We start from the raw sequence: 23,099 nt of genomic DNA, 5'->3' as shown, positions 1-23,099 counted from the left end.
CGTCGAAGTCTAGGCGGTCATACGCCCTGGCTGACCGAGCTCATGTTGAAGTCCGGGATACGCAGCGCGGGCATCGCCGCACGGGTGAACCAGTCGCCCCACTCGCGCGGCAGCGTCTGCTCCGTACGCCCCGCCTCCGTGGCCCGCGACAGCAGGTCCACCGGGGACTCGTTGAACCGGAAGTTGTTCACCTCGCCGACGACCTCGCCGTCCTCGACCAGATAGACGCCGTCCCGCGTCAGCCCGGTCAGCAGCAGCGTCGCCGGGTCCACCTCGCGGATGTACCAGAGGCAGGTCAGCAGCAGCGCCCGCCCGGTCGTCGCGGCGACCATCTCCTCCAGTGACCGCTCGCCGCCGCCCTCCAGCAGCAGGTTGTCGACGGCGGGGGCGACCGGGAACCCGGTCAGGCCCGCCGTGTGCCGGGTCGTCGTCAGCCGCTCCAGCCTGCCGTTCCGGATCCATTCCGTCGACGCCAGCGGCAGCCCGTTGTCGAAGACGGAACCGCTGCCGCCGGAGGAGTGGGCGATCACGAACGGCGCGGACTCCAGACCCGGCGCGTGCGGATCGCTGCGCAGGGTGAGCGGCAGCGGGGAGAGCGTCTCGCCCAGCCGGGTACCGCCGCCCGGAGTGGAGAACACCGTCCGGCCCTCCACCGCGTCCCGCGCGGTCGACGACCAGAACTGGTAGATCAGCAGGTCCGCCACCGCGGTCGGGGGCAGCAGCGTCTCGTACCGGCCCGCGGGCAGCTCGACACGCCGCTCCGCCCAGCGCAGCCGCTGCGCCAGCTCCGCGTCCATCGCCGCCGGGTCGACGTCCGTGAAGTCACGGGTGGCTCGGCCCGCCCACGCGGAGCGTGTACGGTCCGGCGACTTCGCGTTGAGCTCCAGCGTCCCGTTCGGCTGGTCGTGGCGCAGCCGCAGCCCCGTCGACGTCCCCAGATAGGTGGACGTCATCTCGTGGTGGGCGAACCCGTACAGGTCGCGGCCCCCGGACCGGGCGCGGGCGAAGGCGTCGCCGAGCGCCGGGGTGAAGTCCGCGAAGACCTCCGGACCGGTCTCGGCCGGCGCGTCCGTGAAGCCGGGGGAGGAGGGCGCCCCGCACACCAGCGGCTGTGCGTCCTCCGCCGGACCCGCGCCCCGGGCGGCCGCCTCGGCCGCCCGCACCAGCGGCTCCAGGTCCTCGCTGGTCACGGCGGACCGGGAGACCACGCCGGACGCCGTCCCCCGCGCCCCGTCCACGGTCGCGATGACGGTGAGAGTCCGGCCACGGGTCACGCCGTTCGTGGTGAGCGCGTTGCCCGCCCAGCGCAGATCGGCGGAGGACCGCTCGTCGGCGATGACCACCAGACCGTCCGTACCGGACAGCTCCAGCGCCCGTTCGACGATCTCGTACGGCTTGCTGACGCGGCTCATCGTCCGGCCTCCTGCGTCGTGTTGAGGATGTTGACACCCCGGAAGAGTGCGGAGGGGCAGCCGTGCGACACCGCCGCGACCTGGCCCGGCTGGGCCTTGCCGCAGTTGAACGCCCCGCCGAGGACGTACGTCTGCGGTCCGCCGACCTTCTCCATCGAGCCCCAGAAGTCCGTCGTCGTCGCCTGGTACGCCACATCGCGCAGCTGCCCGGCGAGCCTGCCGTTCTCGATGCGGAAGAACCGCTGCCCGGTGAACTGGAAGTTGTACCGCTGCATGTCGATGGACCACGAACGGTCGCCGACCACGTAGATCCCCCGCTCGACCCCGCCGATCAGGTCCTCCGTGGACAGCCCGCCCGGCTCCGGCCGGAGCGACACGTTCGCCATGCGCTGCACGGGGACATGACCCGGCGAGTCCGCGTACGCGCAGCCGTTGGAGCGGCCGAGTCCCGTCAGCTTCGCGATCCGGCGGTCCAGCTGGTAGCCGACCAGGGTGCCGTCCTTCACCAGGTCCCACGACTGCGCCGCGACGCCCTCGTCGTCGTACCCGACCGTCGCGAGCCCGTGCTCGGCGGTGCGGTCGCCCGTCACGTTCATCACGGGGGAGCCGTACGCCAGTTTGCCCAGCTGGTCGAAGGTGGCGAACGAGGTCCCGGCGTACGCCGCCTCGTACCCCAGGGCCCGGTCCAGCTCCGTGGCGTGGCCGATCGACTCGTGGATGGTCAGCCACAGGTTCGACGGATCGACGACCAGGTCGTACGCCCCCGCCTCCACGCTCGGCGCGCGCATCTTCTGCGCGAGCAGCTCGGGGATCTCCTCCAGCTCGGCGTCCCAGTCCCAGCCGGTCCCGGTCAGGTATTCCCAGCCCCGGCCCACCGGCGGCGCGATCGTGCGCATCGAGTCGAACTCGCCGGTCGTCCCGTCCACCGCGACGGCGGTGAACTGCGGGTGGACACGGACCCGTTGCTGCGTGGTGACGGTGCCCGCCGTGTCCGCGTAGAACTTGTTCTCGTGGACGGTCGTCAGGGACGCGTCCACATGCGCGACACCCTCCGCGCCCAGCAGCCGACCGCTCCACCCGGCGAGCAGCGCCGCCTTCTCCCCGTCCGGTACGGAGAAGGGATCGACGTCGTACGCCGAAACCCAGGTCCGCTCGCCGTGCGACGGCTCGTCCGCCAGCTCCACCCGCTCGTCCGAGCCGGCGGCCGCGATCACCTTCGCCGACAGTCTGGCCATCTCGACCGCCCGTGAGGCCACCTTCGCGGCCGCGTCCATGGTCAGGTCCACGCCCGAGGCGAACCCCCACGCCCCGCCGTGCACGACCCGTACCGCGTACCCGAGGTCCGTGCTGTCGGACGCCCCGGCCGGCCGCGCGTCCCGCAGCCGCCAGGTGGCGCTGCGCACCCGTTCCAGCCGGAAATCGGCGTGCGTCGCGCCGAGCGCCCGCGCCCGCGCGAGCGCCGCGTCGGCCAGCGCGCGCGACGGCAGGGCCAGGAACGACTGATCTACCTCGTGGGGCACCGGGAGTTCCCTTCTCGAACCATCACGGCAGTGAACCACGCCCGGGGGCGGCCGCACCGGGGGATATCGCCGACGCGTGGAGCGACCACGCATCGGCACGGACTGTAGGAACCCGACAGCACCCCGGACAAGCCACTGTCAGGGCCCGATTCCTCGATCGGCGCACGGTACCGATAGGTTTTCGACGTACCAGACCGCCAAGGAAAGGGTGATCCGATGAGCCGCTCGGTTCTCGTCACCGGAGGAAACCGGGGCATCGGCCTCGCCATCGCCCGCGCCTTCGCCGACAACGGCGACCAGGTCGCGATCACCTACCGCTCCGGAGAGCCCCCTCAGGTCCTCACCGACGCCGGTGTCCTCGCGGTCCGCTGCGACATCACGGACGCCGAACAGGTGGAGCAGGCCTACAAGGAGATCGAGGAGAAGCACGGTCCCGTCGAGGTGCTGGTCGCCAACGCCGGCATCACCAAGGACCAGTTGCTGATGCGGATGTCGGAGGACGACTTCACGTCCGTCGTCGACACCAACCTCACCGGCACCTTCCGGGTCGTCAAGCGCGCCAACCGCGGCATGCTGCGCGCCAAGAAGGGCCGGGTCGTCCTGATCTCCTCGGTCGTCGGCCTCCTCGGCTCGGCCGGCCAGGCCAACTACGCCGCCTCCAAGGCCGGGCTGGTCGGCTTCGCCCGGTCGCTGGCCCGTGAACTCGGTTCGCGGAACATCACGTTCAACGTCGTCGCCCCCGGGTTTGTCGACACCGACATGACCCAGGCGCTCACCGAGGAGCAGCGCAAGGGCATCGTGGCCCAGGTGCCGCTCGGCCGCTACGCGCGGCCCGAGGAGATCGCCGCCGCGGTGCGCTTCCTCGCCTCCGACGACGCGTCGTACATCACTGGAGCCGTCATTCCCGTTGACGGCGGATTGGGCATGGGTCACTGATCACCATGAGCGGAATTCTCGACGGCAAGCGCATCCTGATCACCGGGGTGCTGATGGAGTCGTCCATCGCGTTCCACGCCGCGAAGGTGGCCCAGGAGCAAGGCGCCGAAGTCATCCTCACAGCCTTCCCCCGCCCCACCCTGACCGAGCGCATCGCCAGGAAGCTGCCGAAGCCGGCCAAGGTCATCGAGCTGGACGTGACCGACCAGGAGCACCTGGACCGGCTCGCGGGCCTGGTGCGCGACGAGCTCGGTTCGCTGGACGGCGTCGTCCACTCCATCGGCTTCGCGCCGCAGGACGCGCTCGGCGGCAACTTCCTCAACACGCCGTTCGAGTCCGTCGCCACCGCGATGCACGTCTCGGCGTTCTCGCTGAAGTCGCTGGCCATGGCCTGCAAGCCGCTGATGAGCGAGGGCGGCTCGATCGTCGGCCTCACCTTCGACGCCCAGTACGCCTGGCCGCAGTACGACTGGATGGGCCCCGCCAAGGCCGCGCTGGAGGCCACCTCCCGCTACCTCGCCCGCGACCTGGGCAAGGACGGGCTGCGCTGCAACCTGATCTCCGCCGGACCGCTCCGTTCCATGGCGGCCAAGTCCATTCCGGGCTTCGAGGAGCTGGCCGACGTCTGGAACACCCGTGCTCCGCTGGCCTGGGACATGAACGACCCGGAGCCGGCCGGCCGCGGCATCGTCGCCCTGCTCTCCGACTTCTTCCCGCGCACCACGGGCGAGATCATCCACGTCGACAGCGGCGTGCACATGATGGGCGCCTGACCCCCACGGCTCACGCAGGACGGCCCCCGGCCGCGTCACCCCTCCCGTACCCGGAGGCGGTACGCGGCCGGGGGCCGTTCACGCTCCGTGGCCCTCCGCTGCCGCTCCGGTCGAAAAGTCGGCCGATCCACCGCAGAATGAGGAGGAACCGGACTTCTGGTCAGGCTGTGGGAGGGAGATCGCTGTGCGCCCCACGTGCCGACGGACCCGTCTCCTCCTGCTCGCACCCCTGGCCGCCGCCGCACTCGCCACCTCCCTGGGCGTCCGCGCCGCCACGGGAGCCGACCCCGGTACGGGAGCGGAGCCGCCGAGACCCGAACCGGCGGGCTCGGAGTGCCGTACGTCCGTCGAGGGCTCCCGCGTCGTCGCGTACTGCCACAACCCCTACCCCTCCGTCGACCTGGTCCGGCTGCACACCGAGTGCGACCGATGGTGGGACGTCGACGCGGACGGCGAGGCGATCGCGGTGGAGCCCGGCCGGACCGTACGGCTGGAGGACCGCTGCTGGAAAGAGGTCGCCACGGCGTGGGTCAGCCACCGCCCCGCTCCGCCGTGACGGGCGCCGGGGAGGCCGCGTCCGGCCGGCGGGCCGCGGTGAGGGCTCGGCGGGGTGACCGTGAAGCCCGCCGGTACGGGAGGTGGGGCCGGTCAGCCGGCCGCCCCCGGCCCGTCGGCCTGTTCGGCGCGCGGCTCCAGCCACTTCAACGCGTGGCCGGCCGCCTCGGCGGCCGCCGTCTCCGCGTCCCCGGCCCGGATCGCCTCGACCAGCCGGGCGTGGTCCATGTGGTTCTCCGGTCGCAGCTCGGGACCCACGTCACCGCGCAGGTAGTCGCGCAGCAGGTCCCCGAGGTCGGCGTACAGCCCGGTCAGCACGTCGTTGTGCGAGGCCGCGACCACCGCCAGGTGCAGCGTCGCGTCCGCGGCGACGAATGCCTCCGTGTCGCCCGACGCCCAGGCCTCCTCCCGGCGCGCCATCACCGTGTCCAGCTGCCGCAGATCCCGTTCGGTGCGCCGGACCGCCGCCAGCCGGGCCGCCGACGACTCCAGCGTCGAGCGCAGCTCGGCGATGTGCCGGGGGTCGGCGGCGGCGAACCTGCGGTGCATCACCCCGGCCAGCTCGCTCGTGGCGATCACGTACGTGCCGGAGCCCTGCCGGATGTCCAGGAGCCCGTTGTGCGCGAGGGCCCGCACGGCCTCGCGGACGGTGTTACGGGCCACGCCCAGCTGCTCGACCAGCTCGGGCTCGGTCGGGATCCGCGAGCCGACGGGCCATTCGCCCGAGGTGATCTGGTTCCTCAGTTGGGCGATCACCTGGTCGGAGAGTGCCGAACGCCGCGGGGACGTCAACGCCATGGTGCTCCTTGCTCGGGGCCCGCCCGGGAAACGGGCCGGGAGGGAAGGTCTCGGGGCCGGATTCTCTCAGGTGGCCAGGCCGGTCACGGGGTGGGACGGAGTGGACAATCAATCATCCCATGATTCTATGATGGTGCTATGCCGGACGACGACACGCAGACCCCGACCCTGAAGAACGCTCCCTCCCCGCGCACCGCCCACCCACTCCGAGCGCCGCGGCTGCCCGACGCGAGCGAGTCCCCGGCGCCCTGGCTGCTGCGCCTCATAGCCGTCGGGCTCGTCCTGGCCGCCTTGAATCTCCGCCCCGCCATCACCAGCCTCGGCGCGCTCCTGGAGGAGGTCCGCGACGGGCTGCACATGAGCGGGAGCGTGGCCGGTGTGCTCACCTCCGTACCGCCGCTCTGCTTCGCGGTCTTCGGCGTGATGGCACCGCGCCTGGCCCGCCGTTTCGGCGCGGGCGCCGTGGTCTGCGCGGGCATGGCCGCCATCGCGGTCGGCCTGGTCGTCCGCCCGTACATCGGTTCCACCGTCGGATTCCTGGCCGCCAGCGCGCTGGCCCTGATGGGCATCGCGGTCAGCAACATCCTGATGCCGGTGATCGTCAAGCGCTGGTTCCCCGACCGCGTCGGCAGCATGACCGGCCTCTACTCGATGGCCCTGGCCCTCGGCACCGCCCTGGCCGCCGCCCTCACCGTCCCCGTCACCGGTGCGCTGGGCGGGAACTGGCGGACCGGCCTGGCCGTCTGGGCCGCGCTCGCCGCCGCCGCGGTGCTGCCCTGGATCGTCCTCGTGCGCGACCGCACCCCGGCGCCCGCCCCGGTCGCGGTCGCCTCCGTCGACTCCGCCGCCCCCGGCGCGGGAGCCCCGGCCCTCCGGATCACCCGCAGCCGCACCGCCCGGGCCCTCGCCTGCTTCTTCGGGCTCCAGGCCACCGCCGCGTACATCACGATGGGCTGGATGCCGCAGATCTTCCGTGACGCCGGAGTCTCCGCGGGCACGGCCGGACTGCTGCTCGCGGTCACCATGGCGATGGGCGTCCCGCTGGCGTTCGTCATCCCGCGGATCGCCTCGCGGCTCAGGCAGCAGGGCCCCATCGTCGTCTTCCTCGGACTGTGCGGCCTGATCGGCTACAGCGGCCTCTACCTCGCCCCCGCAGCCGGAGCCTGGGCCTGGGCCCTGCTCCTCGGGGTGGCCAACTGCGCCTTCCCCCTCGCCCTCACCATGATCGGCATGCGGGCCCGGTCCGGCGCGGGCGTGGTCCGGCTCTCCGCCTTCGCCCAGTCCGCCGGCTATCTGCTCTCCATCCCCGGCCCGCTGCTCGTCGGCGTGCTCTACCAGCACAGCGGCGGCTGGGGGCTGCCGATCGCCCTGATGGCGGGACTGCTGATTCCCCAGATGGCGGCCGGCGTCCTCGCGGGACGTGACCGGACGATCGAGGACGAGTGCTGAGATGCGACACTGACCTCATGCCAGTGCTCGACCCGAATCCCCAGAACGGCCAGAAGAAGCTCCTCCTCGTCTTCGGAGCCATGCTTCTCATCACCGTCGTCATCGGTGTGATCGCCACGATCGCCTCCCCCTGACGTTCGGCCCCCGCAGGCTGTGGGGCCGACGTCCGGCTGCCCCGCCGGGCCGCCCCGTGCACCCCTGCGGGGTGGGGCAGGCCCCCCTCCCTTAGGGGGCCGGCGTCAGGGTCAGGTGGGTGGGTCACCGGATGGAAGCGGCCGCCCCCGGTCCGTAAGTTCTTCGGTGACGACCCGATGACTCGACGGAGGCGGACATGCCGGCACCGACAGACCCCACGTCCCCCCGGCCGGCCGTGGCCGGCGTCGGTATCCGGCTGCCCTGGTGGGCACTCGCCCTGCCCGCCGTCGCCTTCGTCGCTCTGCTGGCCATGATCCTCAGCCCCGGACAGGCCCACGCCGCCACCGGCACCTTCGTGCTCGGACACCTGATCGAGCAGGCCCTCCAGCTGCTGTTCCGCTGACCGTGAGCCGCCCCGGACCGGTCCGCCAACTCCCTGGACGAGCCCGTCAACACCCTGCGCCACAGGCCGGATTTCATGCGAAGCTGAGACGTATGAGCGTCGAGACACCTCGCAGGATCGTCCTTCTCCGGCATGCCAAGGCGGAATGGTCGCAGGCTTCCGATCATGAGCGCCCGCTGGCCGAGCGCGGTCGCAAGGACGCGCCCGTGGCCGGCCGCAGACTCGCCGATTCCGGCATCGATTTCGATCTGGCCCTCTGCTCCAGCGCCGCCCGGACGAGGGAGACCTGGAAGCTGGCGGTCCACGAGTTCGCCCAGCGCCCCCGGACCGTCTACGAGGAGAGGCTGTACGAGGCGTCCCTCGGCGAGCTGATCGCCCTGTTCAACGAGACCCCGGACGAGGTGCGCAACCTCCTGGTCATCGGCCACAACCCCGGAATGCACGCCGCCGCCGACGCCCTCTCCGGTTCCGCCGAGGGCGACACCCTGGCCCGGATGACACGTGACGGCTTCCCCACCGCCTCGTACGCCGTGGTGGAGTTCCCCGGCTCCTGGAAGAGCGTGGAACACGGCGCCGGCAAGCTCACCGAGTACTGGACGCCGAACGACTGAGCCGCCCGTACGACCGAGCGCATACGCTGAGGGCCCCGGCACGACGTGCCGGGGCCCTCAGCGTATGCGTCCGCGAAACCGGTGCCGGGGACGGGTCCGGCCCTGCGCGCGGACCCGCGCGACCGAGTCTCCGCCCCTACGCCCCCGGAGCCGGAATCCGCTCCGTCAGCCGGCGAGGCCGTCCGCCGCCTCCACCTCTTCGCGGGTGATGCCGAGCAGGTAGAGCACGGTGTCCAGGAACGGCACGTTCACCGCGGTGTGCGCCGCCTCCCGGACCACCGGCTTGGCGTTGAACGCGACGCCGAGCCCGGCGGTGTTCAGCATGTCGAGGTCGTTCGCCCCGTCCCCGATCGCCACCGTCTGCGCCAGCGGCACCCCGGCCTGCTCGGCGAAGCTCCGCAGCAGCCGCGCCTTGCCCGCCCGGTCCACGACCTCGCCGACGACCCGGCCGGTCAGCTTGCCGTCCACCACCTCCAGGGTGTTGGCCGAGGCGAAGTCGAGGCCGAGCCGCTCCTTGAGGTCGTCCGTGACCTGCGTGAAACCGCCGGAGACCACGCCCACCTGGTAGCCGAGCCGCTTCAGCGTGCGGATGAGGGTGCGGGCGCCGGGGGTGAGCCGGACCTCGGCCCGGACCTTGTCCACCACCGACACGTCCAGCCCGGCCAGCAGCGCCACCCGTGCGTGCAGCGACTGCTCGAAGTCCAGCTCGCCGCGCATCGCCTGCTCGGTCACCTCGGCGACCTTGTCCTCGCAGCCCGCGTGCGCCGCGAACAGCTCGATGACCTCGTCCTGGATCAGCGTGGAGTCCACGTCCATGACCACCAGGCGCTGGGCCCGGCGGCTCAGCCCGGCCGAGACCACCGCGACGTCCACGCCGATCTCCGCGGCCTCGGTCGCCAGGGCCGTCCGCAGCTGCTCGGTCCCGGTCCCGGACACCGCGAACTCGACGGCGGTGACCGGGTACTTCGCCAGCCGGAAGATCCGGTCGATGTTCCCGCCGGTCGAGGTGATGCTGGCCGCTATGGCCGCGGTCGACTCCGCGGTCAGCGGGTGGCCCAGCACCGTCACATGGGAACGGCCGTCACCGCGGGGGCGGTTGTCCCCGATACCGGAGATGATCTCGGCCTGGAGGTTCAGGGAGTCGGCCCAGCTGTGCACGGTCGCCCGCAGGTCGCCCTCGGTGCTCCCGCCCACGGTGGGCGGGGTGACGAGGGCGCAGAGCACGATGCGGCCCCGCGTGACCACCTGCTCGATGTCCACGACGTCGACCGCGTACGCGGCGAGGGTGTCGAAGAGACCCGCGGTGATGCCGGGACGGTCCTTGCCGAAGATCTTGACGAGAAGCGTGGGGGTGTCGGCGGCGCGGGAGGGCTCACCGCCCGTCCCACCGGCCCGGCGGGGCTCGGGGGGCTCGACGGGCCCAGGAGACGGCAGGGGCTGAGATGGCTGGGATGCGCTCATGGTGCTCCCACCGTATCGGTCCCGCCGTCCCCTCCGGCCGGCCGTCCCGAGTGCCGGACGGAATCACCCCGACGCCCCCGCACCGCGCAGCGCGGTCCCCCGCCCCGTCCGGTGGCGGTCCGCGGCCCCGGCCGACCAGGGAGGGCGTGGATCTGGCCGGTAGGGGTCTTGTGCTCGGCCGCGCCGACTGCTGCGTAATACGCCGTTATACGGATACAGGAACGATTCCTGGGGATAACCAGCTGTTCGCCCGAACTTCGCCCGTTCCGATCGGGTTCACCCCCCGATTTCGGGGCCTTCGGCCGGGTCTCCGCGCGGTCTTCACCCGCCCGACTTTCCGATACGGGACTGGTCCTGGAATAGTTCCCCACGATGTTCAGCATCCCTAGACTCCCTGCGACGGGGGTAACACGGGGGACAACTAGTGGGGCGCGGAGTGCCGGAACTCGTACTGGAATTGAATGGCAGCACCTGGACGCTCGATCCGTCCAGGACGTACACCCTGGGGCGTGATCCGCAGGGCGACATGACGATCGACGACGCCAGGGTCTCGTGGCGGCACGCCACGATCAGCTGGAACGGCCGCAGTTGGTCGATCGAGGACCACGGCAGCACCAACGGCTCCTATGTGCAGGGCCGGCGTGTCCAGCAGGTGGAGATCGGCCCCGGCACGGTGCTGCACCTCGGCAACGCCACCGACGGGCCGCGGGTGAGTCTCAGCGCCGCGGCGGGCGCCGGAGTCGCCGGCGGTCAGGCGGCCGCCGCTCAGCAGGCGCCCGTGCAGCCGCCCCACCAGCAGCCGCAGGGCGGCGGTGCGGGCTGGCACGGACAGCAGGCCCCGGCCCAGCACCAGGCGCCCGCCCAGCAGCAGGCGTGGCAGCAGCCGCAGACACCCCAGCAGCAGGTCCCGCACCAGCAGCCTCCGCACCAGGGGGTGCCGCACCAGCAGAGCCCCGGCCACCCGGCGGGGCCGGGAGCGGGACATGCCGGACCGGGAGCGGGCGGTGCCGCAGGGGCGTCGCCCGTCCACGGAGACCGCAGCCCGACCACGTTCCACCAGCTGGACCTCGGCCGGGTCATGCGCATCGGTCGTGCGCTGGAGAACGAACTGGTCGTCTCCGACCTCCAGGTCTCGCGCCACCACGCCGAGTTCCGCGCCACGCCGGACGGCCGCTTCGAGATCCGCGACCTCGGTTCGCACAACGGCACGTACGTCAACGGCCAGCCGCTCCACAAGTCCGGGTCCGCCCTCATCGGTCCCCACGACATCGTCGGCGTCGGCCACTCGACGTTCCGGCTGGTCGGGGACCGGCTGGAGGAGTTCGTCGACACCGGTGAGGTCTCCTTCTCCGCCCGCCACCTCACGGTGACGGTCGACGGCGGGAAGCAGATCCTCAAGGACGTCTCCTTCGGCGTCCCGGAGAAGTCGCTGATCGCGGTCATCGGCCCCTCCGGTTCCGGAAAGTCCACCCTGCTCAAGGCGCTCACCGGCTACCGGCCCGCCGACCAGGGCGACGTCCTCTACGACAACCGGAACCTGTACAAGCAGTTCGCCGAGCTGCGCCAGCGCATCGGCCTGGTCCCGCAGGACGACATCCTGCACAAGGAACTGACCGTCTCCAAGGCGCTCAAGTACGCGGCCAAGCTCCGCTTCCCCGCGGACACCACCGAGGCCGAGCGCCAGGCCCGGATCACCGAGGTCCTCGCCGAGCTGAAGCTCGACATCCACAAGGACAAGCGGATCACCTCGCTCTCCGGCGGCCAGCGCAAGCGCGTCTCGGTCGCCCTGGAGCTGCTGACCAAGCCGTCGCTGATCTTCCTGGACGAGCCGACCTCCGGTCTCGACCCGGGGATGGACCGCGACGTCATGCAGCTGCTGCGCGGCCTCGCCGACGACGGCCGCACGGTGCTCGTGGTCACGCACTCGGTCGCCGAACTGGCGATCTGCGACAAGCTCCTCGTGATGGCGCCCGGCGGCTCCGTCGCCTACTTCGGTCCGCCGGAGGAGGCGCTGAACTTCTTCGGCTACACCAGCTGGGCCGACGTCTTCTCCGCCTTCGAGAACTACCGCGACTACGACTGGGCGGGCCGGTGGCGCGGTTCGCAGCACTACCAGCTGTACGCCGCCGACATCGACGCGGTCGCCGCCCAGCCGGTCACCATGCCGCCGCCCCAGCAGATGCGGCCGCCGAAGCCGCAGACCTGGGGTGCGCAGCTGTGGACCCTGGTGCGCCGCTACGCCTCCGTCATCGCCTCCGACAAGGCCTTCCTCGGCCTGATGGTGGCGCTGCCGGCGGTGATCGGTGTGCTGAGCGCGGTCATCCCGGCGGAGTTCGGACTGACCGCGCCCACCCCGCCGACCCGGTTCAACGGGAAGTCCGGAATGATCCTGCTGATCCTCGCGGTCGGCATCTGTCTCGCCGGTTCGGCCAGCTCCGTACGTGAGCTGATCAAGGAACGCGTCATCTACGAACGGGAACGGGCCACCGGCCTCTCCCGCTCGGCCTATCTGGCGTCCAAGGTGATCGTGCTCGGCGTGATCACCGCTTTCCAGAGCGTCATCCTCTGCGGCATCTGCTTCGCCGTGCGCGACCTGCCGGCCGAGGGCCTGTTCATGCCTCCCGCCGTCGAGATCTGCATCTCCATCGTGGCCCTCGGGTTCACCTCGATGATGTTCGGCCTGATGATCTCCGCACTGGTCAAGACCTCCGAGATGACCATGCCCCTGCTGGTCATGTTCGCCATCGTCCAGCTGGTGTTCACCGGCGTCCTCTTCCAGGTGTACGGGACGCCCGGCCTGGAGCAGCTCACCTGGCTGATGCCGTCCCGCTGGGGCGTCGCGGCGGCGGGCACCACGCTGGACCTGGCCCACCTGATGCCGCCGTGGGACCCGAAGGACCCGACCGACCTGGACCCGCTCTGGGAGGCCACGGCGACCCAGTGGGGGATCAACATCTTCGTGCTGCTGGTGATCGCCCTCGTCTGCGCCTTCGCGGTCGCCCGCCTGCTGCGCCGCCACGAGCCCGAGGTCATGCGCAAGTAGGTTCCGCCCGCGCCGCGACCGTACGGCGCGCCACCGGTACGACACCGAGGCCGGCACCCCGTGGGGTGCCGGCCTCCGGCATGGGTACGACAGGGTCGGGCGGATCGGCGCCCGGTGGGTCAGCGGCTCAGTAGGCGCTGTTCACGTTGTCCATGGAGCCGTAGCGGTCGGCCGCGTAGTTGCAGGCGGCGACGATGTTGGCGACCGGGTCGTACAGGTCCTTCTTGGTGCCCTTGACGTGGTACCGGTCGAAGGTCGGCTGGATCACCTGGAGCAGGCCCTTGGACGGGATGCCGTTCCGGGCGTTGATGTCCCAGTTGTTGATGGCCCAGCGGTTGCCGCTGGACTCGCGGATGATGTTGCGGTGGATCCCCGCGTAGGAGCCGGGGATGCCTTCCTTCTTCATGATCGACATCGCCTCGCGGATCCAGCCGTCCAGGTTGTTGGCGTAGACGGGCTTGCGCGCGGTGGAGCGGTTGGCGGCCTCGGAGCCGCGCTTCTTCGCGTCGGCCTTGGCCTTGGCGGCCTTCTCGGCCTTGTCCTTCGCCTCGGCCGCGGCCTTCGCCTTGGCGGCCTTGGCCCTGGTCTCGGCGGCAGCCCTCGCCTTGGCGGCGTCGGCGGCCTTCACCAGCTTCTCGGCGGTGGAGTGCTGCTCGATCACGCTGTTCTGCACGGTCTTGGCCTGCGCGGAGCCGGTGATGCCGGTGAACGCGACGGGCGCGGCGGCGGCAGCCGCCTGCGGGGCGACCTCGGCCTCGCCGTTCGACGGGACGAGCGAGAAGGTCAGGGCGGCGACGCCCAGGGCCGACACACCGGCCACGGAGATCTTCTGGACCTTGTTCAGACGACGGAGACGACTGGGGATGCGATTCGCAGACATGTAGGGCTACCTCTTCGAATACTCAGGTGTCCTCACGGAGGACGAGACCGGAGGCGGTGAAGCGCACCTCCGTCGGGGACGAGAGCAATTCTTAGCGGCAGCAAAATGCCGTGGCAAAGGTGTGACGTACGAAGCTGGGTAGTGGACAAGGGTCCTGTTCGCCCGAAATGACCCTGACCTGCTCCTGGTCAAATCACCCTTATCGTCCCACTAGGTGCGTTCGTAAGTGACCTGGGCCCTATGCCTGGGCTCACATCGGCACCCCTGTGATTTCACGTATCGTTGCTGGAGCAATCCGGAGAGTTATGTTCCTCATCCGGCAGGAGGAGAGGCCGCCCCGAAACTCCCACCCGAGGCGCCGTCCGCGGACCCGGCCTCCTCCCCCCGGCGGTCCTACGCCCTGCGACCGAGCCGCCCCGCCGCCCGGGCCTAGGTCTCCGCCCGTCGGCCCCCGCCCCCGGCCCGATACGGCCGTCGGCGCCCCGCCGGTACGGTGATCCCATGAGTCACCGCCCACCGTCGGGCCTCGCCGCGGTGAGTGCCGCGCTGCTCGCCATGAGCCGTCACCTCGAAGTGGGCGACGTCCTCAAGACGATCGTCGCCTCCGCCCGCGAACTGCTCGACGCCCAGTACGCGGCCCTCGGCGTCCCGGACGACCACGGCGGCTTCGCCCAGTTCGTGGTCGACGGCGTCAGCGACGAACAGTGGAAGGCCATCGGCCCGCTGCCCCGCCAGCACGGCATCCTCGCTGCGATGCTCCACCGGTCGGGGCCCGAACGCCTCGCGGACGTCCGCGAGGACCCCCGGTTCGAGGGCTGGCCGGACGCCCACCCCGACATGTCCGACTTCCTCGGCCTGCCCATCACGGACGGGGACGAGATCATCGGCGCCCTGTTCCTCGCCAACAAGCTGTGCCCCAAGCCCGAAGGCGGCTGCGGCTTCACCGTCGAGGACGAGGAACTGCTCTCGATCCTCGCCCAGCACGCGGCGATCGCCCTGACCAACGCCCGCCTCCACGAGCGCAGCCGCGAGCTGACCATCGCCGAGGAACGCTCCCGACTGGCCCACGAGCTGCACGACGCGGTCAGCCAGAAGCTGTTCTCGCTCCGCCTCACCGCGCAGGCCGCGGCCGCCCTCGTCGACCGCGACCCCGCCCGCGCCAAGGGGGAGCTCCAGCAGGTCGCCGTCCTCGCCGCCGAGGCGGTCGACGAGCTGCGGGCCGCCGTCGTGGAACTGCGCCCCGCGGCGCTCGACGAGGACGGCCTCATAGCCACCCTCCGCACCCAGATCCAGGTCCTCGACCGGGCGCACGCCGCCGAGGTCGCCTTCGAGTGCCAGGGGGTGCGCGCCCTGCCCGCCGCCCAGGAGGAAGCGCTGCTGCGGGTCGCACAGGAGGCCCTGCACAACGCCCTGCGCCACTCCGGCGCGGAGCACGTCACCGTCACCCTGACCCGGCGCGCGGCCGCCACCGTCCTGCGCGTCGCCGACGACGGGCGCGGCTTCGACCCCACCGCCGTCCGACGGGCGGGCCGCCACCTCGGCCTCGTCTCCATGCGTCACCGGGCGAGCAGCGTCGGCGGCCGACTCACCGTTGCCTCGGAGCCCGGCAAGGGCGCCACGATCGAGATGGAGGTCCCCGGTGGCTGAGAAGATCATCAGGGTGCTGCTGGTCGACGACCACCAGGTGGTCCGCCGCGGACTGCGTACGTTCCTGGAGATCCAGGAGGACATAGAGGTCGTCGGAGAGGCGTCCGACGGCGCGGAGGGCGTGGCCCGTACCGAGGAGCTGCGCCCCGACGTCGTCCTCATGGACATCAAGATGCCCGGCACCGACGGCATCGAGGCCCTGCGCCGCCTCCGCCGGCTGGACAACCCGGCCAAGGTCCTCATCGTCACCAGCTTCACCGAACAGCGCACGGTGGTCCCCGCGCTGCGCGCCGGAGCCTCCGGCTACGTCTACAAGGACGTGGACCCGGACGCCCTGGCCGGGGCGATCCGGTCGGTCCACGCCGGTCACGTCCTGCTCCAGCCGGAGGTCGCGGGCGCGCTGCTGGCGCAGGAGGAGGCGGGCTCGGGCACCGGGCGGGGGAGCACCCTGACCGAACGGGAACGCGAGGTGCTCGGCCTCATCGCCAACGGCCGCTCGAACCGGGAGATCGCCCGCGCGCTGGTCCTCTCCGAGAAGACGGTCAAGACCCACGTGTCGAACATCCTGATGAAGCTCGACCTGGCCGACCGCACCCAGGCGGCGCTGTGGGCCGTACGCCACGGGGCCGCGGACTGACCCGGCCCGCGCCCCGCCCGCGCCCCGGTCCGTCCCGGTCCGCCCTCCCGCGCCGGACGGACCGAGGACGTCGAGGAGCCGCCCGAGGCACCGAAGCGGACGGCCCGCGCCGGGGGCCGTCCGCCCCCGGCGGTCCGGTGAAGCCCCCGCCGCCGGGGACGGAACACCACCAGGCGCACACCGGGGACGGAACACCACCAGGGCGGAACGCCACCGCCCGGTCTACCGCCGCACCTCCCCGCCCTCCACATACGCGTTGTACGCCGCCACCTGTGCCCGCCGAGCCACCCGCTCCACCGGCCGCAACGCGTCCCCCCGCGCCGCGATCTCCGCCGCGCTCACCGCACCGCCGTGCCCGTTCTCGTACGCCACCGAGACCAGCAGCCCGACCCGCCGCGCCATCTCCAGCACCCGCACCGCCCGCGGCGGATACCCGGGCGCCAGCACCTCGCGCCCGTCACCCCGCTCCACCCGCGCCCGGTACGCGTCCACCGCGGCGTCGGCCACCGGCCCGGACCCGGCCACGTCCAGCCGGGCCAGCACCGCCGTCGCGTCCCGCAGCGCCTCGGCCAGCTCGCGCTCCGCCTCGCCCAGCGACGGCACGTCCGCCGGCGGGGCCTCCCGAACCGGCAGCACCCGCCACACCACCTCGACGTGCAGGTCCCCCTCCGGACCGGCCTCGCTCACCTCCGGCACCAGCCCGTACGGCGCTCCGTACGCGACCACCGCCTCCTCGGCCTCCAGCGCCCGCGCGTTGAAATCCGGCGGACCGCTCAGCCCCAGCGGATGCCCCGGCACCGGCAGCGCGACCCGGAAGCCGGTCACCCCCAGGCCCCTCAGCCGGCCGAGCGCCAGCGTGAGCCCGACCGGCCCCGCCTCGCCCGGCAGCCCCTGGACGCGGTGCACCGCGTCCTCACCGACAATCGCGAGGGCCGCCTCGTCCGGCGAGACGAGTCCCGCCAGCAGAGCGTTCCCCCAGGCGGCCAACAACCCTGAACGTGGTTCGACAAGCATGCCGACAGCCTAGGCAACGCCTCGGGACGGCCCTCACGGCCGGAGCACTCGCGCGGTGGCGTAGGTTTTCCCCGTGAGCCGTGCCCACCGGCACGCGACGATCGACGAGACTGCATGGGGAGACAACGCGCCATGAGCGATGTACTGGAGCTGGTGGACGTATCCGTGGTCCGCGACGGACGGGCTCTGGTGGAAGACGTCTCCTGGTCGGTCAAGGAGGGGGAGCGCTGGGTCATCCTGGGCCCCAACGGCGCGGGCAAGACGACCCTCCTCAACCTCGCCTCCAGCTACCTCTTCCCCAGCAAGGGCACCGCCACCATCCTCGGCGAACAGCTCGGCGGCGTCGGCACCGACGTCTTCGAACTCCGTCCCCGGATCGGCATGGCGGGCGTGGCGATGGCCGACAAGCTGCCCAAGCGCCAGACCGTGCTGCAGACGGTCCTCACTGCCGCGTACGGCATGACCGCCACCTGGAACGAGAACTACGAGGCCGTCGACGAGGAGCGCGCCCGCGCCTTCCTCGACCGCCTCGGCATGACCGAGTACCTGGACCGCAGGTTCGGCACGCTCTCCGAGGGGGAGCGCAAGCGCACCCTGATCGCCCGCGCCATGATGACCGACCCCGAGCTGCTGCTCCTGGACGAGCCCGCCGCCGGGCTCGACCTCGGCGGGCGCGAGGACCTCGTCCGCCGCCTCGGCCGCCTCGCCCGTGACCCGTACGCCCCCTCCATGATCATGGTCACGCACCACGTCGAGGAGATCCCGCCCGGGTTCACCCACGTCCTGATGATCCGCCAGGGCAAGATCCTCGCGGCCGGCCCCATGGAGACCGAGCTCAGCTCCCGCAACCTCTCCCGCTGCTTCGGCCTCCCGCTCATCGTCGAGCACACCGGCGAGCGCTACACCGCGCACGGCCTCCCGCTCTCCTGACCGGGTCCCCGGAACGGACTGCCGCACCCCGATCGGCAATCCCTCCACCGCAGTTGACCCCGGTGCGCCCTGTCGGTGACGCACCGACAGTCCTACGATGACCGGGTGGACATCGACGCATGGGTGTGGTGGCTGATCGGCGCGGTGGGACTGGGCATCCCCCTCGTCCTGACCGCGATGCCCGAATTCGGCATGTTCGCCGTCGGGGCGGTGGCGGCATCGGCCGTCGCCGCCCTCGACGGCGGAATCGTCGCCCAGGTACTGGTCTTCGCCCTGGTCTCGGTCGCGCTGATCGCCGTCGTGCGCCCGATCGCCGCCCGGCACCGGGCCGGTCAGGCGGGGCACGCCAGCGGCGTCGACGCCCTGAAAGGGCGTCAGGCGATCGTGCTGGAACGGGTATCGGCCCACGAAGGGCGCATCAAGCTCGCCGGCGAGGTCTGGTCGGCCCGCACGCTCGACAGCGACCAGATCTTCGAACCCGGCAGCCAGGTCGATGTCGTGGACATCGACGGAGCGACGGCCGTCGTCATGTGACCGAAACCGTGCACAGGGCGGGCCGAGGTCTGCCAGACTCGAAGTCGATCATGTCGATCTTCGTGAGCCCCGGCCCCGGCAGCCACAACTCGCCGCCCACCGGCCGCACATGAGGTACGACCCCGATCCCCGCGATCCACCGGCCAACCGAAGGGCACGAGAGACACGATGCAGATCATCATCGTTCTGATCATTCTGGTGGTGCTCGTCTTCATCGCCCTGATCAAGACGATCCAGGTCATCCCGCAGGCGAGCGCCGCCATCGTGGAGCGGTTCGGCCGCTACACCCGCACGCTGAACGCGGGCCTGAACATCGTCGTCCCGTTCATCGACTCGATCCGCAACCGGATCGACCTCCGTGAACAGGTGGTTCCCTTCCCGCCCCAGCCGGTGATCACCCAGGACAACCTGGTCGTCAACATCGACACCGTCATCTACTACCAGGTGACCGACGCGCGCGCGGCGACGTACGAGGTCGCCAGCTACATCCAGGCGATCGAACAGCTCACCGTCACCACCCTCCGCAACATCATCGGCGGCATGGACCTGGAGCGGACCCTCACCTCCCGCGAGGAGATCAACGCGGCCCTGCGCGGCGTCCTCGACGAAGCGACCGGCAAGTGGGGCATCCGCGTCAACCGCGTCGAGCTCAAGGCGATCGAGCCGCCGACCTCCATCCAGGACTCGATGGAGAAGCAGATGCGCGCCGACCGGGACAAGCGCGCCGCCATCCTCACCGCCGAAGGCATCAGGCAGTCCCAGATCCTCACCGCCGAGGGTGAGAAGCAGTCCGCCATCCTGCGCGCCGAGGGTGAGGCCAAGGCCGCCGCCCTGCGCGCCGAGGGCGAGGCACAGGCGGTACGCACGGTCTTCGAGGCCATCCACGCCGGAGACCCGGACCAGAAGCTCCTCTCGTACCAGTACCTCCAGATGCTCCCCAAGATCGCCGAGGGCGACGCCAACAAGCTCTGGATCGTGCCCAGCGAGATCGGCGACGCCCTCAAGGGCCTCAGCGGCGCCTTCGGGAACCTCGGCGGCGGCGTCCCCGGCTTCAACACCGGCGGAGGAAACGGCGGGAACGGAGGGAACGGCGGAAGCACCCACGGTTCCATCCCGGCCCCCGCGGTGGAGCGACGCGAGGAACCCCCCGTCTCCTGACCCGGCAGCCCCTTCGTGCATGATCAGTGAGGCCCCTCGACCTTCATGGCGGGGAGGCGTCACTGACCACCGAAGGAGATGGCCTTGTCCATCTGGGAAATACTCGCCGTCTTCGCGGCCGGCGTCGGCGCGGGCACGATCAACACGATCGTCGGCTCCGGCACGCTGATCACCTTCCCCGTCCTGCTCGCCACCGGTCTGCCCCCGGTCACCGCGACCGTGTCCAACGCGCTGGGCCTCATCCCCGGCTCCATCAGCGGGGCCATCGGCTACCGCAAGGAGCTCGCCGGACAGCGCCGGCGCATTCTCAAGCTGAGCGCCGGCGCCGCGATCGGCGGCCTCACGGGGGCGACCCTGCTGCTCGCCCTGCCCTCCACCGCATTCGAGACGATCGTCCCCGTCCTGGTCGCCCTGGCGCTCGTCCTGGTCGTCCTGCAACCGCGCATCAGCAAAGCCGTACAGCGCCGCCGCGAGCACACCGGAGCCACCCCCCGCACCGACGGCGGCCCACTCCTGTTCACCGGCCTGACCCTCGCCAGCGTCTACGGCGGCTACTTCACCGCAGCCCAGGGAATCATCTACCTCTCCCTGATGGGCATGCTGGTCGACGACACGATCCAGCGCCTCAACGCCGTCAAGAACGTCCTGGCCGCCGTGGTCAACACCATCGCGGCGCTGTTCTTCCTCTTCGTCGCCGACTTCGACTGGACGGCCGTCGTCCTCATCGCGGCCGGCTCGGCCATCGGCGGCCAGATAGGCGCCAAGGTAGGCCGACGCCTGAGCCCCACCGTGCTGCGCGGCCTCATCGTGATCGTCGGCACGCTCGCCATCGTCCAGCTACTGCTCCGCTGACACACGTGGGCCCGCCCCCGCACGGGGACGGGCCCACGCATACACCACCAGGCGTACACCGCCTACGCCACGGCACCCCGCGCCGGCGGAGCACGATCCGCGCCACTCCCTACGCCGCTGCCGCCCGGTCCAGCCACTCGGGCAGCGCCGACCGGTCGCGCGCACCCATCGCCAGCAGCATCGCCTCGGCGGGGGAGGGGACGAACGGCTGCTTCAACAGCGGCATCCCCGCCTGCTCCGGCGTCCGGGCCGCCTTGCGGTGGTTGTCCTCCGCACAGGAGGCCACCGTGTTCAGCCACGTGTCCTGCCCGCCCTGCGCACGCGGCACCACGTGGTCGACGGTGGACGCCCGCCGCCCGCAGTACGCGCACCGGTACTGGTCCCGGACCAGCACGCCCCTCCTGGACCACGGCGCCTGTCTTCGGAACGGCACCCGTACGTACCGGCAGAGCCTGATCACGCGCGGCGCCGGTATGTCCACGGCGGCACCGCGCATACGCAGCTCGGGATGCGACTGCTCCACGACGGCCTTGTCCGTCAGGATCAGGACCACCGCGCGGTTGAGCGTCACCGTCGACAGCGGCTCGAAGCTCGCGTTGAGAACCAACGTGTCACGCATCCTGCCCACCTCCCGTGTGCCGCCCGCCCCCTGGCAGGCCCGGATCAACTCTGTCCGGGCGGGCCGCGATGGACAACGCAATAAAAAATGCCCTGCTCTGATCTCTCCAAGACCAGAGCAGGGCAAACGGCAGACGAACTAATCGCCGGCGGGGGCCTCGTACTCACCGATCAACTGCGCGCGGCCCAGCGTGTGGAACCGGAGGTTGAATCCCACCACCGCGGGTGACGCGTCGCTGTCGACACCGAGCTTGTCGGTGTCCACCGCGTACACGGTGAACACATACCGGTGGTTCTCCCCGGCCGGGGGCGCGGCCCCGCCGAACTCCTTCGCCCCGTAGTCGTTACGGGCCTGGACGGCGCCCTCGGGCAGTCCCTTGAACTCCCCGCTGCCCGCACCGGCGGGCAGCTCGGTCACCGACACCGGGACGTCGAAGAGCACCCAGTGCCAGAACCCGCTGCCCGTCGGGGCGTCGGGGTCGAAGCAGGTCACGGCGAAGCTCTTGGTCCCCTCGGGAAAACCCTCCCACCGCAGCTGCGGCGAGGTGTTCCCGGCCGCATACACCTGGGCGTCGTCCAGTACGGCCCCCGGAGCGAGATCGTCGCTCACGACGGTGAACGCCGGCACCTCCGGGTGGAAGTCATGCGGCAGCGGGGCCCTCTTCGGCTCGGTCACGTCTCGCACCTCTCCTGATCGGTTCGTCTGCCTTCTTCCCCGACTGTAGGGGGCGTACCGCCGCCTAGAGCCAGTTGCGCTGACCGCCGACCTGGGCGAGCCACTGGTTCAGGTAGGCCGCCCAGTCGGTCTGCTGGTAGTCGTGCAGGCCCACCTTGAACGCGCGGTAGGAGTCACTGCCCTCGCTGAACAGCCCCGGCTTCTTGTCCATCTCCAGGACGACGTCCATCTCCCGTTCGTCGGCGACGAACGTCAGCTCCACCTGGTTCAGACCGCGGTACTGGGCCGGCGGGACGAACTCGATCTCCTGGTAGAACGGCAGCCGCTGGCGCGTGCCGCGGATGTGACCGCGCTCCATGTCCGCGCTGCGGAAACCGAAACCGAGCTGACGGAAGGCGTCCAGGATGGCCTCCTGCGCCGGCAGCGGGTGCACGTTGATCGGGTCCAGGTCGCCGGAGTCCAGCGCGCGGGCGATCTCCAGCTCGGTGGTCACCCCGATGTTCATCCCGCGCAGGTGCTGGCCGCCGAACATCGTGATCGGCGTCTCCCACGGGATCTCCAGGCCGAACGGCACCACGTGCACCGCGTTCGCCTGTACCTCGAAGGCGCCGCCGAGGTTCAGCTTGGTGAACTCGATGTCCTGCTTGGTCTCCTGGTCCCCGCCCTCGACCTCGACCCGTGCCTGGAGGCCGACGTTCAGCCCCTCGATCTGCTGGGCGACCGAACCGCCCTGGATCCGCACCTCGCCCTGGACGATGCCGCCGGGGACGACGTTCACCTCGGTGAGCTCGGTCTCCACCGATGCGCCACCGGCGCCCATGCTCGCGAGCAGCCGCTTGAAGCCCATAGTCACTCCTTCTAGGTCCTGACCCCTACATACGCGCCATGACGGTAGCCGGTTCCCGTCCGGACGATCCCGGTACCCTCGGACGGCATGACCGAAAGCCCTGAGCGCACGCCGCTGACGCGCGACTTCTTCGACCGCGACGTCCTGGACGTCGCCCCCGATCTGCTGGGCCGCACCCTCGTACGACGGCACCCGGCCGGCACGATCGAA

General features: G+C 71.2%; 24 protein-coding genes (1 of these 24 only partly in view). 15 read left to right on the top strand and 9 right to left on the bottom strand.

The window, feature by feature from the left end; translation table 11 throughout:
• Nucleotides 1-17 precede the first annotated feature (17 nt).
• Nucleotides 18-1,412 (bottom strand): metallopeptidase TldD-related protein, encoded by a 1,395-nt coding sequence (locus tag QFZ71_RS05055; RefSeq protein ID WP_307667046.1) that lies wholly within the window; start codon nt 1,410-1,412, stop codon nt 18-20.
• Entirely contained in the window at nt 1,409-2,932 is a 1,524-nt protein-coding gene (locus tag QFZ71_RS05050; RefSeq protein ID WP_307667045.1) for a TldD/PmbA family protein, read from the bottom strand. The genes QFZ71_RS05055 and QFZ71_RS05050 overlap by 4 nt, the downstream gene beginning before the upstream one ends.
• 216 nt (nt 2,933-3,148) lie before the next feature.
• Here QFZ71_RS05050 and fabG point away from each other — a divergent pair, with 216 nt between their 5' ends.
• The 3 genes from fabG to QFZ71_RS05035 all read left to right on the top strand — a co-directional run bounded on the left by fabG (nt 3,149) and on the right by QFZ71_RS05035 (nt 5,197).
• Complete coding sequence (gene fabG / locus QFZ71_RS05045; protein ID WP_307667044.1) at nt 3,149-3,868, top strand: 3-oxoacyl-[acyl-carrier-protein] reductase; 720 nt, start codon at nt 3,149-3,151, stop codon at nt 3,866-3,868.
• Nucleotides 3,869-3,873: 5 nt separating this feature from the next.
• Entirely contained in the window at nt 3,874-4,641 is a 768-nt protein-coding gene (gene fabI, locus QFZ71_RS05040) for an enoyl-ACP reductase FabI (protein ID WP_307667043.1), read from the top strand.
• A gap of 184 nt (nt 4,642-4,825) precedes the next feature.
• Nucleotides 4,826-5,197 carry a hypothetical protein gene (locus QFZ71_RS05035; RefSeq protein ID WP_307667042.1) on the top strand — a complete coding sequence of 124 codons (372 nt, stop codon included), beginning with the start codon at nt 4,826-4,828 and terminating at the stop codon, nt 5,195-5,197.
• A 92-nt stretch (nt 5,198-5,289) separates the two neighbouring features.
• Here the strand turns inward: QFZ71_RS05035 and QFZ71_RS05030 are convergent, their stop codons facing one another.
• Nucleotides 5,290-5,994, bottom strand: coding sequence for a FadR/GntR family transcriptional regulator (locus QFZ71_RS05030; RefSeq protein WP_307667041.1), 705 nt, complete (start codon nt 5,992-5,994; stop codon nt 5,290-5,292).
• Nucleotides 5,995-6,132: 138 nt separating this feature from the next.
• On the opposite strand from QFZ71_RS05030, the gene QFZ71_RS05025 reads away from it, so the two are divergent.
• From QFZ71_RS05025 to QFZ71_RS05010, 4 genes are all read left to right on the top strand, one after another.
• Entirely contained in the window at nt 6,133-7,443 is a 1,311-nt protein-coding gene (locus QFZ71_RS05025) for an MFS transporter (RefSeq protein WP_307667040.1), read from the top strand.
• Between the two features lie 17 nt (nt 7,444-7,460).
• On the top strand, nt 7,461-7,577 hold the full coding sequence (locus QFZ71_RS05020; protein ID WP_007446146.1) for an SGM_5486 family transporter-associated protein: 117 nt from the start codon (nt 7,461-7,463) through the stop codon (nt 7,575-7,577).
• 197 nt (nt 7,578-7,774) lie between these two features.
• Nucleotides 7,775-7,981, top strand: coding sequence for a hypothetical protein (locus QFZ71_RS05015; RefSeq protein ID WP_307667039.1), 207 nt, complete (start codon nt 7,775-7,777; stop codon nt 7,979-7,981).
• 92 nt (nt 7,982-8,073) lie between these two features.
• Nucleotides 8,074-8,592, top strand: coding sequence for a histidine phosphatase family protein (locus tag QFZ71_RS05010; RefSeq protein WP_307667038.1), 519 nt, complete (start codon nt 8,074-8,076; stop codon nt 8,590-8,592).
• 165 nt (nt 8,593-8,757) lie between these two features.
• Here QFZ71_RS05010 and serB read toward each other — a convergent pair whose 3' ends face one another.
• Nucleotides 8,758-10,053, bottom strand: coding sequence for a phosphoserine phosphatase SerB (gene serB / locus QFZ71_RS05005; RefSeq protein WP_307667037.1), 1,296 nt, complete (start codon nt 10,051-10,053; stop codon nt 8,758-8,760).
• 424 nt (nt 10,054-10,477) lie between these two features.
• Here serB and QFZ71_RS05000 point away from each other — a divergent pair, with 424 nt between their 5' ends.
• Nucleotides 10,478-13,096 (top strand): FHA domain-containing protein, encoded by a 2,619-nt coding sequence (locus tag QFZ71_RS05000; protein WP_307667036.1) that lies wholly within the window; start codon nt 10,478-10,480, stop codon nt 13,094-13,096.
• Nucleotides 13,097-13,223: 127 nt separating this feature from the next.
• Here QFZ71_RS05000 and QFZ71_RS04995 read toward each other — a convergent pair whose 3' ends face one another.
• Nucleotides 13,224-13,976, bottom strand: coding sequence for a transglycosylase SLT domain-containing protein (locus QFZ71_RS04995; RefSeq protein ID WP_307667035.1), 753 nt, complete (start codon nt 13,974-13,976; stop codon nt 13,224-13,226).
• Nucleotides 13,977-14,477: 501 nt separating this feature from the next.
• Here QFZ71_RS04995 and QFZ71_RS04990 point away from each other — a divergent pair.
• Together QFZ71_RS04990 and QFZ71_RS04985 are read left to right on the top strand one after the other, a co-directional pair.
• On the top strand, nt 14,478-15,623 hold the full coding sequence (locus tag QFZ71_RS04990) for a GAF domain-containing sensor histidine kinase (protein ID WP_307667034.1): 1,146 nt from the start codon (nt 14,478-14,480) through the stop codon (nt 15,621-15,623).
• Entirely contained in the window at nt 15,616-16,260 is a 645-nt protein-coding gene (locus QFZ71_RS04985; protein WP_307667033.1) for a response regulator transcription factor, read from the top strand. The genes QFZ71_RS04990 and QFZ71_RS04985 overlap by 8 nt, the downstream gene beginning before the upstream one ends.
• 222 nt (nt 16,261-16,482) lie before the next feature.
• On the opposite strand, the gene QFZ71_RS04980 is transcribed toward QFZ71_RS04985, so the two are convergent.
• Entirely contained in the window at nt 16,483-17,274 is a 792-nt protein-coding gene (locus QFZ71_RS04980) for a hypothetical protein (protein WP_307667032.1), read from the bottom strand.
• A gap of 132 nt (nt 17,275-17,406) precedes the next feature.
• On the opposite strand from QFZ71_RS04980, the gene QFZ71_RS04975 reads away from it, so the two are divergent.
• The 4 genes from QFZ71_RS04975 to QFZ71_RS04960 all read left to right on the top strand — a co-directional run bounded on the left by QFZ71_RS04975 (nt 17,407) and on the right by QFZ71_RS04960 (nt 20,748).
• Complete coding sequence (locus QFZ71_RS04975) at nt 17,407-18,204, top strand: ABC transporter ATP-binding protein (RefSeq protein WP_307667031.1); 798 nt, start codon at nt 17,407-17,409, stop codon at nt 18,202-18,204.
• A 105-nt stretch (nt 18,205-18,309) separates the two neighbouring features.
• The gene (locus QFZ71_RS04970; RefSeq protein WP_307667030.1) at nt 18,310-18,738 is read left to right on the top strand and encodes an NfeD family protein; all 429 of its coding nucleotides are present in this window, start codon (nt 18,310-18,312) and stop codon (nt 18,736-18,738) included.
• Between the two features lie 168 nt (nt 18,739-18,906).
• Nucleotides 18,907-19,896, top strand: a complete 990-nt coding sequence (locus tag QFZ71_RS04965) for an SPFH domain-containing protein (protein WP_307667029.1) — start codon at nt 18,907-18,909, stop codon at nt 19,894-19,896.
• A 78-nt stretch (nt 19,897-19,974) separates the two neighbouring features.
• The gene (locus QFZ71_RS04960) at nt 19,975-20,748 is read left to right on the top strand and encodes a sulfite exporter TauE/SafE family protein (RefSeq protein ID WP_307667028.1); all 774 of its coding nucleotides are present in this window, start codon (nt 19,975-19,977) and stop codon (nt 20,746-20,748) included.
• Nucleotides 20,749-20,857: 109 nt separating this feature from the next.
• On the opposite strand, the gene QFZ71_RS04955 is transcribed toward QFZ71_RS04960, so the two are convergent.
• The 3 genes from QFZ71_RS04955 to QFZ71_RS04945 all read right to left on the bottom strand — a co-directional run bounded on the left by QFZ71_RS04955 (nt 20,858) and on the right by QFZ71_RS04945 (nt 22,889).
• Nucleotides 20,858-21,367 (bottom strand): HNH endonuclease, encoded by a 510-nt coding sequence (locus tag QFZ71_RS04955; protein WP_307667027.1) that lies wholly within the window; start codon nt 21,365-21,367, stop codon nt 20,858-20,860.
• A 138-nt stretch (nt 21,368-21,505) separates the two neighbouring features.
• On the bottom strand, nt 21,506-22,042 hold the full coding sequence (locus QFZ71_RS04950; protein ID WP_307667026.1) for a YbhB/YbcL family Raf kinase inhibitor-like protein: 537 nt from the start codon (nt 22,040-22,042) through the stop codon (nt 21,506-21,508).
• A 64-nt stretch (nt 22,043-22,106) separates the two neighbouring features.
• Nucleotides 22,107-22,889 (bottom strand): sporulation protein, encoded by a 783-nt coding sequence (locus QFZ71_RS04945; protein ID WP_307667025.1) that lies wholly within the window; start codon nt 22,887-22,889, stop codon nt 22,107-22,109.
• Between the two features lie 87 nt (nt 22,890-22,976).
• Between QFZ71_RS04945 and QFZ71_RS04940 the strand changes: the two genes are divergently transcribed.
• Nucleotides 22,977-23,099, top strand: partial view of a DNA-3-methyladenine glycosylase gene (locus tag QFZ71_RS04940; RefSeq protein ID WP_307667024.1) — the start only. 531 nt of this gene lie beyond the right edge of the window; the window shows 123 of its 654 coding nt (coding positions 1-123); its start codon is at nt 22,977-22,979; its stop codon lies beyond the right edge, outside the window.

It is taken from the genome of Streptomyces sp. V2I9 (assembly GCF_030817475.1).
In the GTDB taxonomy this organism is placed as follows: domain Bacteria; phylum Actinomycetota; class Actinomycetes; order Streptomycetales; family Streptomycetaceae; genus Streptomyces.
This window is presented reverse-complemented; position numbering and strand designations above follow the sequence as displayed.